Below are 13,236 nucleotides of genomic sequence, written 5' to 3'. Positions count from 1 at the left end.
ACGAATAGCCGGGCTCAGCCCAGTTCTGCCAGGACCTTCGCCACGATCCGCTGCACAGACAATCCGTACCGCTCGTGCAAGGTAGGCAGGGCTCCGGCGTCGAGGAACGCATCCGGCAGGGCCACCGGAACCACGCGCTTCCCCAAGCCAGCTGTGACCACAGCCGATGCCACGGTTTCGAACAAACCGCCCACCACGCTGTGGTTCTCCAGCGTGACTGCCAAGCGGTCGGTGTTCAGTTCCGCCAGGACGGTGGCGGCGTCGAACGGTTTGATGGTGGGAGCGTGCACGACGGCGACGTCCACCTTGTGCGCGGCCAGCGCCTCCGCGGCCTGCAGCGCGCGCATGGTCATCAACCCGCTGGAGACGAACACGACGTCGTTGCCACCGCGCAGCACCTTCGCCTTGCCGAGTTCAAACGTGTAGTCGTACTCGTCCAGAACCGTGGGGACGTTCCCGCGAAGGAGGCGCAAGTACGTCGGGCCATCGCTGGCTGCCAGCTGTGGCACCGCCTGCTCGATGTCTATGGAGTCGCATGGATCAACGATGGTCAGATTGGGCATGCCGCGGAATATCGCCATGTCCTCCGTTGCCTGGTGGCTGGGGCCGTAGCCCGTGGTCAGCCCGGGGAGGCCTCCGACGATGTTCACGTTCAGATTCGGCTCGGCGATGTCTAGGCACAGGAAGTCGTAGGCCCGCCGCGCGGCGAACACAGAGTAGGTGGAGGCGAACGGCACCAAGCCGGTCTCGGCCATGCCTGCTGCGGCGCCGAAGAGCAACTGCTCAGCCATGCCCATCTGGAAAAACCGCTCCGGGAAGGCCTGTGCAAAGATGTGCATGTCCGTGTACTTGCCCAGGTCCGCGGTGAGCCCCACGATCCGCGGGTCAGCCTCGGCGGCCTTCACCAACGCGTGGCCAAATGGCGCGGAGGAGGTCTTTTGGCCCGGGTCCGCGAAGGATGCGATCATCGCGGACGTTTTCAGCTTCGGTGCTGTCCCCTTCGAAGCAGTGACGGTGCTCATCGACTGGCCTTCCCGTTGGATCCTGCGGTCAGTTGCTTGCGGCAGAGCTGCCATTCGTGTTCTTCGATGCGCATGAAATGCGCCTTTTCGCGTTCTTCGAGGAGGGGCACGCCGCGCCCCACCTTTGTGTCGCACAAGATGACGGAAGGACGCCCGACGGCGGCGGCCTGGGCGGCGGCGTTGTCGAACGCGGCCAGCAACGCACCGACGTCGTTCCCGTCCACCCGCTGGGTGTACCAGCCGAAGGCTTCCCACTTTTCCGTCACCGGTTCGGTGCGGAGAACGGTGTCCGTTTTGCCGTCGGCCTGCAAGGCGTTGATGTCCACCATGGCAGTGAGGTTCCCCAACTGGTGGTGGTGCGCGCCCATGGCAGCTTCCCAGGTGGATCCTTCGTCCAGCTCGCCGTCGGAGAGGAAATTGAACACCCTCGCGCTGGAGCCCTCGCCCACATGAGCGCGGTGCCGGAGGCCGAGGGCGATTCCCACCGCGATGGAGAGTCCGTGGCCGAGGGATCCCCCGGAGATTTCCATGCCCGGGGTGTACGTCGACATCCCTGACATGGGAAGCCTGGAATCGTCCGAACCGTAGCTTTCCAGCTCGTCGACAGGAATGATCCCAGCCTCCGCCAGCGCTGCGTAGTGGCCGATTGCGTAGTGGCCGGTGGAGAGGAGGAAGCGGTCCCGCCCCTCCCACTCCGGGTCATCGGCGCGGTAGCGGAGCTGGTCTGCATAGACCGCGGCGAGCATGTCCGCTGCTCCGAGTGCCTGGCCGACGTAGCCCTGGCCTTGGACTTCGCCCATGTTGAGGGCGTGGTGCCGGATTCGGTTGGCGGCTGCACCCACCCGTTCGATGCGTCCCATGACGGTTTCTCCGATTCGTCCTGCCGTGCGTTGGTCCTGTGCCGCCGTCACTAGACATTCACCGACTGGGGAGTGCTTTTGGTGGCCTCATCGGCCAACTGGCGCTCCCGCTTGCCCCAGGTTTCGCGGGTAGCCAATGCCGCCCAGAGACCGATGGCTGCGTACAGGCCGAAGAGCACTGCCGGGCCCATCCAGCCCATGGTGACGAAAAGCAGCGTGGTGATGAAGGGCGTGAAGCCGGACACCATGGCCGAGATCTGGTAGGCCAGGGAGGCACCCGAAGCACGGGTCTTCGCCTGGAAAAGCTCCGGGAACCAGGCACCCTGGGCGCCGGCGAGAGAGTTCTGGCAGACGCCGTAAGAGACAGCGATCGTGGCAATGATGAAGATGAACATACCGGTGTTGACCAGCAGGAACATCGGGATGGCGAACAGCACGGCAAAGGCGCAGGACCAGATGTAAACGGGACGCCTGCCGATCTTGTCCGTCAGCCGCGCCCAAGCCTGGGTTGCGAAGATACCGATGGCCGAGGCGATGCACAAGGCGACCAGGGTCTGGGTCTTATCTGCCAGATGCTGGCTGTTCAAGTAGGAAATCATGTACGTGATGGAGACGGCGTAGCCCGCGGTCTCGGCAATGCGGAGGCCGATGCCCTTGACGATGTTGCGCCAATCGGTCTTCAAGACCTCCACGATGGGAGACTTCACGATTGCGCCGCTGTCCTTGACCTCGTCGAAGACAGGCGATTCCGGCACCTTGGAACGAATGATCAAGCCCACAACAACCAACACCATGCTGGCGAGGAACGGAATGCGCCAGGCGAGTTCGCCCCCGAGTTGGACGCTGACAAGGAACGTCAGGTTGGCCAGCAGGAGTCCCACCGGGAACCCGGCTTGGACGATGCCCGTGTACTTACCCTTGGATTTCCAGGGTGCGTGTTCGTAGCTCATGAGGATGGCGCCGCCCCACTCGGCTCCGAAGGCCAGTCCTTGGACGATGCGCACGAATACCAGCAGGGCCGGCGCCAGGAGGCCCACTTGGCTATAGGTGGGAAGAAGGCCGATCAGGAATGTGGCCACGCCCATCAAGATCAAGGAGGCTACGAGGACCGGCTTGCGCCCCAGCTTGTCGCCCAGGTGTCCGCCGATGATGCCGCCGATGGGACGGGCAGCAAAGCCGACGCCGAGGGTGGCGAACGCGGCGAGGGTGCCGGTCACGGGATCGCCCGTGGGGAAGAATGCCGTTCCGAAGTACAAGGCGGCCGCGGTGCCGAAGCCGATGAAGTCATAGGTTTCAATGACTGCGCCCACACCGGAGCCGATGGCGACGCGCCTGGCGTCCTTGGTGCCGTGGACCGGCCCGCGCATAGTCAGAGCTTCTTTGCTCATTGGTGAATCCCTTTCGAAGAGCGACTGAGGCTAGGCACTCAGCACTGTCGACTGTTAACACATGATACGCCAGTGTGACCTGCATCATCGAGTTCTGTCAACAGTCAACTTCAAGGGTTGACTGTTAACAGTTAACTTAGCTACTGTGGTTCCCATCACTACTGCCTTCGGGCACGAACTGGAGGAAACGAAGATGTTCAACTCCCGGCTCGGTTGCTCGTCCATCAGCTTCCGGCACCAGGATCTACCCACGGCATTGCGCACCATCAATGGCCTGGGCTTTGAGGAAATCGACCTCGGCGCACTGCCGGGCGTCTGCGATCACGTTCCCTACGACCTTGATTCAGATGCTGTCGCGGCTGTGACTGCGGAGGTCACCGCCTCGGGGTTGCGGGTCCGTTCCGTTAACGGCGACATAGGCGCCCTGAACGCAGTGCTCGACGCCGGTCAGCGCGACGCCCGCCAGAGTCACCTCGATGCGCTGCTCACTCTTACCGCGAACACCGGTGCGAAGGCCCTGGTCCTCCCCTGCGGCGCCTTGGGACACAATCCCGTCCGCAGCCTCGATGAAGACCTGGACACCATCGCAGCCCAGCTCATCGGTGCCGGACACCGTGCGGCGGAGTTCGGCGTCGAGCTCTGGACTGAATCCCTTCACTTCCTCCGGTTCTGCTGGAACCTGGAGCGCGCCGAACAGTTGGCGGCGCGGCTGGCGGGCTCCGGCGTCGGGATTGTCATGGACTTCAGCCACATCGTCGCAGCGGGCGAAGACCCGCTGGAGTACATCGAACGCCATCAGGGCCGAATAGCACATGTCCACCTCAGGGATGCGGTTCCGGGCAACATCAACCTCAGCATCGGAAACGGCCAGACGGACTTTGCCGCCGGCCTCAGCTCCCTTGCAGCCACCGGCTACAGCGGCCACTTCTCGCTGGAGCTCGAAACCCGCGACGTCACGCACGACGAACGCCCTGCGGCCACAGCCAACGCCGCCAGCTTCATCACAGACCTCATTTGACTCTCACAATGAACCACGCATAGCAAGCAAACAAGGAGCATCATGACCACCACCATCCAGCGCACCGCCGTCCTCACCGGGGCAACTTCGGACCGGGGCATCGGCATCACTACCGCACGCCGCTATGCCAACGATGGCTGGGCCGTGGTGATCCTGGACCTCGACGGCGAGAAGTCCGCCAAGGTCGCAGCCGAAATCGGCAACCAGTTCAACGTCCCCGCATTCGGCTATGAGATCGACGTCGCCAACGAAGCTTCCGTCAATGCGGCATACAAGGCAGTTGCCGCGGAAATCAGCGCAGGCACCCTCCCCGCCGTCGGAGCCCTGGCCAACATCGCAGGCATCACGTCGCCTGTGCCGTTCCTGGAAACCACGTTGGAACTCTGGCACAAGGTCATGGATGTCAACGCTACCGGCACCTACCTGGTGACCAAGGCCTTCCTGCCGGACATGATCGCCAACGGCTGGGGCCGGATCGTCAACATGTCTTCCGTTTCCGCCCAGCGCGGCGGCGGCGTCTTCGGCAAGGTCCCCTACTCTGCGGCGAAGGCTGCTGTCCTCGGCTTCACCAAGGCGTTGGCACGTGAAATCGGCGCCACCGGTGTCACCGTGAACGCCATCACTCCGGGCGCCGTGGACACCAACATCCGCGTTGGCAGCACCGATGAGCAGGAAGCCGCCATCAACGCCGGCATCCCCCTGGGCCGCAACGCCTCCACCGAGGAAGTCGCCGCCGTCATCACGTTCCTGTCTTCCGAGGAATCCGCGTACCTCACGGGTACCACCATCGACATCAACGGTGGAAGCCACATCCACTAGCAGCCCCCCACATCCGTAGCCGAAAGAGCCCACGATGACCAGAATCTTCAACGATCCCGCCGGTTTCGCAGAGGAAGCCCTCGCCGGTTTCTGCGACCTCCACTCCGGCCTGGTGCGCCAGGTTCCCGGGGGCGCGGTGCGCCGCCACCGTCCCCAGCAGCCCAAGGTGGCCGTCCTGGCCGGCGGTGGATCCGGGCACTACCCGGCATTCGCCGGACTCATCGGCGCGGGACTGGCCGACGGCGCGGTGGTGGGCAACATCTTCACTTCGCCCTCGGCGCAACAGGCATATTCAGTGGCCAAGGCCGCGGATTCCGGCGCCGGAGTGGTGTTCACCTACGGCAACTACGCCGGCGACGTCCTGAACTTCGGCATGGCGAGCGAGCGCTTGGCTGCAGAAGGCATCGCCGTCGAAAACGTGCTGGTGACGGACGACATTGCCAGCGCGCCGCCGTCGGAAACCGCCAAACGCCGCGGCATCGCAGGCGACTTCACGGTCTTCAAGATCATGGGCGCCGCCGCCGAAGCGGGCGCCGGGCTGGCCGACGTCGTGCGCTTGGGCCGGAAGGCAAACAGCCTGACCCGCACTATCGGCAGCGCCTTCCACGGCTGCACTTTCCCCGGCTCGGAAGCGCCGCTGTTCACGCTCAAGGACAAGCAGATGGGCCTCGGCCTGGGCATCCACGGCGAGCCCGGATTGTTCGACACCGAACTCCCGCCCGCCAAGGAACTCGGCCAGGAACTCGTCGCCCGGCTGCTGGCAGAGACGCCGCACGGAGCGGGAAACCGCATCGCAGTGATCCTCAACGGACTCGGTTCCACCAAGCACGAGGAACTCTTCGTCCTGTGGCTTACCGTCGCTCCGCTGCTGCGCGCAGCCGGCTACACCCTGGTCATGCCGGAGGTCGGCGAACTGGTCACTAGCCTGGACATGTCCGGCGTCTCCCTCACCATCACGTGGCTGGACGAGGACCTTGAGCCGCTCTGGACGGCCCCCGCCGAAACGCCAGCCTACCGTCGCGGCACTGCGGCCCTGCCGACCGGTCTTGCCTTCACCGAAGACGCGTTCGACGGCGGCCCTGTCGCCATAGAGTTTGCGGGCACCCTGGACTCACGCGACTACGCCGCGAGCTGCGCGGACGCGCTCGAGGCGGCCCGGAAAGCACTGCACGACGCCGAATCGCACCTTGGTGACATGGACGCGGTAGCGGGCGACGGCGACCACGGCCGCGGGATGGTCCGCGGAATCGACGCTGCCACTGCGGCAGCCGCGAAGGCCCTGGCCAATGGTGCCGGAGCCGGCGATTTGTTGGGAGCCGCGGGCGACGCCTGGGCGGACAAAGCCGGCGGAACGTCCGGCGTCCTATGGGGCGCGGGCCTCAGGGCATTCGGCGAATCCCTTGGCAATGACCAGGCGCCGGAACCGGCTGAACTTGCCGCTGCCGTGACCGCGTTCGCTGCTCGGATCACCGATCTGGGCAAGGCCGAGCTGGGCGACAAAACCATGGTGGATGCACTGCTCCCCTTCACGGAAACGTTCGGGAAGCTCGTGGCCGAGGGCATCCTTCCGGATGTTGCCTGGGCGGACGCGGCTGCAGCGGCCACCTCGGCAGCCCAAGCCACGGCCTCGCTCCGGCCTCTCAAAGGGCGGGCACGCCCGCTCGCGGAGAAGAGCGTGGGCACAGCCGACCCCGGAGCTACTTCGCTGGCAATGATCTTCACCGTTATGGGCCCGCACCTGGTGTGCCCTGCGGGCGCGGCCAATGCGGGAGCGACCGCGGGTGCGGCCGCCGGCAAGCACGTCGTAGCCATCGCATGACCGCGGAAGGACAAACCATGGGTTTCCGACTCATCCTGGGCGCCGATGAAGCAGGCGTGGACTATAAAGACCGAATCATGGCCGATCTCCGGGACGATCCAAGGATCAGCGAAATCATCGACATCGGCGTCAACCGCAATGACTCCTTGGAAGACTTCACCAGACCCTACCCGTACGTCGGGATCAAGGCGGGCGAACTCATCCGGGACGGCCTTGCAGACCGGGCCATCCTGTTCTGCGGCACCGGAATCGGCGTGGCCATCGCAGCAAACAAAGTAGACGGGATCCGCGCTACTACAGCCCACGATTCCTTCTCCGTGGAGCGTTCCATCCTGTCCAACGACTGCCAGGTGCTCACCATGGGCCAGCGTGTGGTTGGCGTTGAGCTGGCCAGCAGGCTGGCCAGGGAGTGGCTCGGCTACGCCTTCGACCCGGCATCGGCGTCAGCCGACAAAGTGAAGGTACTCACGGATTTCGAGGGCTGCTGAGTCCTGCTGCCGTTTCCAGTCCCAACTGGCTAGCAGTTGTTGTCGTTCTGGCGGCTCAAAACGACAACAACTGCTAGCTACTTGGGATGAGGTGGACTCGGCAGATCCCATCCAGGTTGCTTTCACGAAGGACGGGGCGGCCACCAGCCGTCGACTACTAATGAACGACCCACAAATACCTGCAATTCCCCCTTTGCTCTTGACAAGCGATCACTAAACCGGTTCAGTAGAGATTACAAAACCGGTTAAGTGATCCCTATCACCGAGTGGCAATGAGGAAATCATGACAGTGACCATCAACGACGTTGCGCAGGCAGCCGGCGTGAGCAAGGGTGCCGTCTCGTACGCGTTGAATGGGCAGCCCGGCGTCAGTGATGACACCCGGGAGCGCATTCTCAAGGTAGCCCGGGAACTGGGGTGGAAGCCAAGTCTTCGCGCCAAGGGCCTGTCGTCAGCCAAGGCCTTCGCCGTCGGGCTCGTGGTGGCAAGGGATCCCAGGCTCTTGGGAACGGACCCGTTCTTCCCCGCATTCATCGCCGGGATCGAGACCACGTTGGTTGAGCACGAATACGCACTGGTCCTCACCATTGCCGGCAGCGCCGATGCCGAGGAACTGGGCTACCGGAAGCTGGCGGCCGACGGCCGCGTGGACGGGATCATCCTTACGGATATGAGGGTTGACGATTCCCGTATCGCGTTGCTGCAAAGTCTCAAGATTCCGGCCGTCACGCTGAATCGACCCGAAACCTCCTCGCCGTTCCCCGCTGTCTGCATGGACGATACTGAAGGCATTACGGCCGCCGTCGAGCATCTTGTTTCCCTGGGACACACCAGAATTGCGCACGTGGGCGGACCACAGAGCTACATTCATGGCCGAAGCCGGCGGTTGGCCTGGCAAAACGCGCTGTCAAAGGCGGGGCTCGAAGCCGGGTCCTTCATCGAAGCGGACTTCACCGCGGCCGGCGGATTGGCGGCTACCGCGGAACTGCTTCGCTCGGCTGAACGACCCACTGCGATCATCTACGCGAATGACCTCATGGCGACGGCCGGTCAGTCATACGCACAATCAATAGGGATGGCCGTTCCCGACGACCTGTCCATCACGGGCTACGACGACACTGAGCTCGCAAAGTACCTCAATCCGCCGCTGACCACGGTTCCGGCCGATCCGCTGCTTTGGGGTCGTGTTGCCGCCCAGAAGTTACTGAGCCTCCTCGGCGGAGCGCCGGCCGAGGACGTCTACCTGCCCTCTCCCAAGCTGGTGGTCCGCGCCTCCACCGGGCCTGCGCCCACCATCCGGCGCAACTAGCCATGCCCTACAGCTAGCTGCCTCCAACGCCTAGTCCTTACGAATACCGATTTACCCGCAATTGGGTGGGGTTATTTGCCATTCCCGTTTGAAGGCAATGTCGCCGCCGCATTTTCAGTTTTCACCCCAAAGGAGCTGCAATGAAGCACGGAAAAATTAGTTCGCGAGTCCTCTCCCTTACCGCTATTGCCGTTATCGGAGCCGGCCTGGCAGCATGCGGCGGAGGCGCCTCAAACAGCACAGCTACCGGAGCGAACTCCGCCACCACAGCCAAGGGCCCCATCAAGATCTGGTACTCCAACAATGAGTTCGAGGTGAAGTGGGGCAAGGACATGGTGGCGGCATGGAACGCTGCTCATCCTGACCAGCAGGTCGACGCCCAGGAAATCCCCGCAGGCAAGAGCTCCGAAGAAGTCATCGGGGCAGCAATTACCGCCGGCAACGCCCCGTGCCTGGTCTTCAACACGGCCCCAGTGGCTGTCCCGCAGTTCCAGAAGCAAGGCGGGCTGGTCCCGCTGGACTCCTTCCCGGACGGCGCCCAGTACATCAAGGACCGCACCGGCGACCTCGCCAACCAGTACAAGTCCTCCGACGGCAAGATGTACCAACTGCCGTGGAAGTCCAACCCCGTGGTCCTTTTCTACAACAAGGACATCTTCGCGAAGGCGGGCCTGGACCCGGAAAAGCCGAAGGTGGCCACGCAGTCTGAGTTCCTGGACACGGCCCGCACCCTGGTGAAGTCCGGCGCCGTTGCCAATGCCGTGTGGCCTTCGCCCGCGAGCGACTTCTACCAGTCCTGGTTCGACTTCTACCCGTTCTACGCAGCCAACTCGAGTGGCGCCACGTTGCTCAAGGATGGCAAGTCCACCTTTGACAGCGAGCAAGGCAAGCAGGTCGCCACGATGTTCCAGACCCTCTACAAGGAGAACCTGGCCTCCAAGGAAGCCTATAAGGGTGATTCCTTCGCCGAGGGCAAGGCCGGGATGGCCCTGGCGGGACCTTGGGCCGTTGCTTCCTACAAGGGCAAGGTGAATTGGGGCACGGCCCCGGTCCCGGGTACCCAAGCGCAGACCAACGGCTCCACCTTCTCTGATGCGAAGAACGTCGCCATGTACTCCTCGTGCAAGAACCAAGGCACCGCTTGGGAGGTCATGAAGTTCGCCACCAGTAAGGATGAGGACGGCAAACTCCTTTCCGCGACCGGCCAGATGCCGATGCGCAAGGACTTGACCACTGCCTACGCGGATTACTTCACGCAGAACCCGGCCTACAAGCAATTCGCCGAGCAGGCCGGACGCACCGTGGAAGTTCCCAACGTCTCCAACTCAGTCCAGATCTGGCAGACCTTCCGTGACGCATGGGGCAAGTCAGTGATCTTCGGCAACCAGAGCATCGACGACGCGTTCAAGGGTGCTTCTGACAAGATCAACCAGCTGGCAAGCCAAAAGTAGCAGGCGAATCCCCATGTCACTGCGCTCAGCTGACGGCGCCCCCATCACGGGAGACGCAGCGGGGCGGGCCGTGGACCCGCGGCAGGCGCCCAGGAAACGCAAGAACTTCCTGGGCCGCCAGCCGCTAGGACTGCTGTTCAGCGCCCCCTACGTCATCTTCGTCCTCGGAGTACTGGCATATCCCCTTGGGTACGCCGTCTACATCTCCTTCCACCAGTTCTTCTTCACCGCTCCGGGCGTCCAGGTTGACCGGCCTTTCGTGGGGTTGGACAACTACATCAACGTCCTATCCGATCCTGAAGTACAGCGTTCCTTCGCCAATATCGGCATATTCCTGATCATCAACGTGCCGTTGACCGTGGGACTGTCCCTGGTCCTGGCCAACGCTTTGAACCACGTGACGCGGCTCAAGACCTTCTTCCGGGTGAGCTACTACGTCCCGTACGTCACGGCGAGCGTCGCCGTCGTCGGGGTCTGGCTGTTCCTGTTCCAACAGAACGGGCTGGTCAACGCCGTTCTCGGGCCGCTGGCCCCGAACCCCTCCTGGTTGACGAACTCTTGGCTGGCAATGCCAACAGTGGCCCTTTACGTGACGTGGAAGCAGTTGGGATTCTTCATCCTGCTTTACCTGGCCGCACTGCAGAACATCCCGGACGAGCTGTACGAGTCCGCCTCGGTGGACGGCGGGAACAAATGGGTCCAGTTCTGGAACATCACCGTTCCGGGAGTGCGCTCGGCCAGTGTGCTGGTGACCCTGCTCGCCACCATCACGGGGGCAAACCTGTTCACCGAGCCCTATCTGCTGACAGGCGGAGGCGGCCCGGACGGAGCCTCCACATCGCCGGTCTTCCTGATGTACCAGAAGGGCATCCTGCAGGGGAACCCAGACGTGGCCGCCGCGCTGGGCGTGGTGCTCGTGATCGGTGTCCTGCTCATTGCCTTGATCCAGAAACGCCTCGTGGGCGGGAAGGAGGACTGACGTGTCGATTTTCAATAAGGCAACTCTCAAGAACGACGACGACGACGGCGCCCGCCAGCAAGGTGCCACCGGTCCCGAAACGGCCGCTTCGGGAGCCAAGGGTTCCGGATCCGGGGCCTCCCGCAAGGACGGATCCGTCGAGAAACGGAAGAATCTGGGCGTGGGTAGCTTCGTGCTGCTGGCGCTGGGAGCCTTTGTGTTCCTCTTCCCGTTCTACTACATGTTCATCGGCTCGCTTCAGACCTCCCCGGACACCTCCGTGACCGGCGCGTTCCCTAGCCCGGCGAACATCACCGGCGAGAACTACAGCAACATCAACAACTCCATCGATCTGCTGAAGGGCCTGGTCAACTCGGGCATCTTCACCGGCGGCGTCATCTTCTTCACAGTGGTGTTCGGGCTCCTGGTGGGCTACGCGCTCGCGCAGATGCAATTCCGCGGCAAGGGCTTCGTCTTCGGCATGATGCTGCTGGTCCAAATGATTCCGTTCCAGCTGCTGCTCATCCCGCTGTACGTGATGATTGTGCGGGACTACGGGCTCGCGGACACCTACCTCGGCATGATCCTGCCGTTCGCGATAAATTCGACGGCCGTCTTCGTCTTCCGCCAGTACTTCATGCAGTTGCCCTCCACCCTGTTCGAGGCCGCCCGCATCGACGGAGCCAGCGAGCTGAGGATCCTCTGGCAGATCGCGATCCCCCTGGTCCGGCCCGCCATTGTCACAGCCATTTTGTTGACGTTCATCGGTCCGTGGAACGAGTTCCTGTGGCCGTTCCTCGTCACCAAGGACCAAGCAATCCAGCCGCTCGCCGTCTCCCTGGCGAACTACATCTCGAATATTGCCGCCACGGCATCCAACCCGTTCGGCGCCATCCTTGCCGGTGCCTGCGTTCTTGCGGCCCCCGCCGTCGCGCTGTTCATCTTCTTCCAGCGCCAATTCATATCCACCAATATCGGATCAAGCGTAAAGGGCTAAGCTCTATGACTTCCTCAACTTCAGCACTCCCCACTGTCCCGTTCACCCTTACCCGCGCGGGTGTCATCATGACCCCTGAGGACGGGAACGAGTTTGAAGCCGAAGGCGTCCTCAACCCGGCCAGCGGCCGCGGACTCGACGGCGAGCTGTACCTCCTGCCTCGCCTCGTGGCGAAGGGCAATGTCTCCCGCGTTGGACTCGCCAAGGTGATCATCGGCGACGACGGTGTCCCGTCCGGCGTCGAACGCCAGGGCGTTGTCCTGGCACCTGACGAAGGGTGGGAACGGGGCCTCAACAACGCGGGAACGGAAGATCCCCGCGTCACTTGGGTGCCGTCACTCGGCCGCCACCTGATGACCTATGTTGCCTACGGGCCGCTTGGCCCCCGCCTCGCCTTCGCCCACTCTGAAGACCTGCGCACGTGGGACCGCTTGGGTCCCTGCCACTTCGAGTACCAAGCCGACTTGTCCATGGACTTGAACTTGTTCGCCAACAAGGACGCTGTGTTCTTTCCGGAACCGGTCAACGATCCCGACGGCGTCCCTTCTTACGCTTTGCTGCACCGCCCCATGTGGGACCTCGGCTGGATCCGCGAGGGCGAGGGCGAGCACCTGCCAGCCGGCCTCGATGACAACCGTCCGGGTATCTGGATTTCCTACGTCGCAGTTACCGACGTCGAGAGGGACCTCCGCAACCTCGTTCACCTGCGCAAACACAAGCTTGTAGCCCTCAGCGAGTTCCCCTTCGAAGAACTCAAGATCGGCGGCGGCCCGGCACCGATCCGCGTCGACGAGGGCTGGCTCCTGATCTACCACGGCGTCTCCGGTTCAATAGAGAAGTCTGCCTTCGACCACCAGCAGAACGTCAACTACACGGCCGCTGCGATGATCCTGGACAGCGAAGACCCTTCCATCGTGATCGCCCGCAGCGACAAGCCGATGCTGGCACCGGAAACAGAAGACGAGATCTCGGGCATCGTCCCCAACGTCGTTTTCCCCACCGCAATAGAGAAGATCGGTGATCAGCTGTTCGTCTTCTATGGCATGGCCGACTCGAAGATCGGCGTGGCACGGCTGGACCGCGCCTAAAGGCAACACCGCGCCTCAA

12 protein-coding genes are annotated in these 13,236 nt (G+C 63.2%); 9 read left to right on the top strand and 3 right to left on the bottom strand.

Features of this window, described 5'->3' with window-relative positions; translation table 11 throughout:
* Positions 1 to 14 precede the first annotated feature (14 nt).
* Genes AC3ANQ_RS03025 through AC3ANQ_RS03015 form a run of 3 tightly spaced genes read right to left on the bottom strand, consistent with a single transcriptional unit; the run spans position 15 to position 3,270 of the window.
* On the bottom strand, positions 15 to 1,022 hold the full coding sequence (locus AC3ANQ_RS03025) for a transketolase family protein (protein WP_488303751.1): 1,008 nt from the start codon (positions 1,020 to 1,022) through the stop codon (positions 15 to 17).
* Positions 1,019 to 1,882, bottom strand: a complete 864-nt coding sequence (locus tag AC3ANQ_RS03020) for a transketolase (RefSeq protein ID WP_488303750.1) — start codon at positions 1,880 to 1,882, stop codon at positions 1,019 to 1,021. The genes AC3ANQ_RS03025 and AC3ANQ_RS03020 overlap by 4 nt, the downstream gene beginning before the upstream one ends.
* Positions 1,883 to 1,932: 50 nt before the next feature.
* Positions 1,933 to 3,270 (bottom strand): MFS transporter, encoded by a 1,338-nt coding sequence (locus tag AC3ANQ_RS03015; RefSeq protein WP_488303749.1) that lies wholly within the window; start codon positions 3,268 to 3,270, stop codon positions 1,933 to 1,935.
* A 193-nt stretch (positions 3,271 to 3,463) separates the two neighbouring features.
* Here AC3ANQ_RS03015 and AC3ANQ_RS03010 point away from each other — a divergent pair, with 193 nt between their 5' ends.
* From AC3ANQ_RS03010 to AC3ANQ_RS02970, 9 genes are all read left to right on the top strand, one after another.
* Positions 3,464 to 4,288, top strand: coding sequence for a sugar phosphate isomerase/epimerase family protein (locus AC3ANQ_RS03010; protein WP_488305244.1), 825 nt, complete (start codon positions 3,464 to 3,466; stop codon positions 4,286 to 4,288).
* Positions 4,289 to 4,330: 42 nt separating this feature from the next.
* Positions 4,331 to 5,107, top strand: a complete 777-nt coding sequence (locus AC3ANQ_RS03005) for an SDR family NAD(P)-dependent oxidoreductase (protein ID WP_268020337.1) — start codon at positions 4,331 to 4,333, stop codon at positions 5,105 to 5,107.
* Between the two features lie 34 nt (positions 5,108 to 5,141).
* Entirely contained in the window at positions 5,142 to 6,926 is a 1,785-nt protein-coding gene (locus tag AC3ANQ_RS03000) for a dihydroxyacetone kinase family protein (RefSeq protein WP_488303748.1), read from the top strand.
* Positions 6,923 to 7,414, top strand: coding sequence for an RpiB/LacA/LacB family sugar-phosphate isomerase (locus AC3ANQ_RS02995; RefSeq protein ID WP_488303747.1), 492 nt, complete (start codon positions 6,923 to 6,925; stop codon positions 7,412 to 7,414). The genes AC3ANQ_RS03000 and AC3ANQ_RS02995 overlap by 4 nt, the downstream gene beginning before the upstream one ends.
* A 283-nt stretch (positions 7,415 to 7,697) precedes the next feature.
* Positions 7,698 to 8,723, top strand: a complete 1,026-nt coding sequence (locus AC3ANQ_RS02990) for a LacI family DNA-binding transcriptional regulator (RefSeq protein ID WP_488303746.1) — start codon at positions 7,698 to 7,700, stop codon at positions 8,721 to 8,723.
* A gap of 140 nt (positions 8,724 to 8,863) precedes the next feature.
* Complete coding sequence (locus AC3ANQ_RS02985) at positions 8,864 to 10,174, top strand: extracellular solute-binding protein (protein WP_488303745.1); 1,311 nt, start codon at positions 8,864 to 8,866, stop codon at positions 10,172 to 10,174.
* A gap of 13 nt (positions 10,175 to 10,187) precedes the next feature.
* On the top strand, positions 10,188 to 11,153 hold the full coding sequence (locus AC3ANQ_RS02980; protein ID WP_488303744.1) for a carbohydrate ABC transporter permease: 966 nt from the start codon (positions 10,188 to 10,190) through the stop codon (positions 11,151 to 11,153).
* Between the two features lie 220 nt (positions 11,154 to 11,373).
* Entirely contained in the window at positions 11,374 to 12,129 is a 756-nt protein-coding gene (locus tag AC3ANQ_RS02975) for a carbohydrate ABC transporter permease (protein WP_488305243.1), read from the top strand.
* A 5-nt stretch (positions 12,130 to 12,134) separates the two neighbouring features.
* Positions 12,135 to 13,217 carry a glycoside hydrolase family 130 protein gene (locus tag AC3ANQ_RS02970; RefSeq protein ID WP_488303743.1) on the top strand — a complete coding sequence of 361 codons (1,083 nt, stop codon included), beginning with the start codon at positions 12,135 to 12,137 and terminating at the stop codon, positions 13,215 to 13,217.
* The last annotated feature ends 19 nt before the right edge of the window (positions 13,218 to 13,236 follow it).

The sequence above is a fragment of the Arthrobacter sp. DMZ02-1R genome (genome assembly GCF_057747935.1).
The sequence above is the reverse complement of the archived record's forward strand: the minus strand, read 5'-3'. Positions and strand labels throughout refer to the sequence as shown.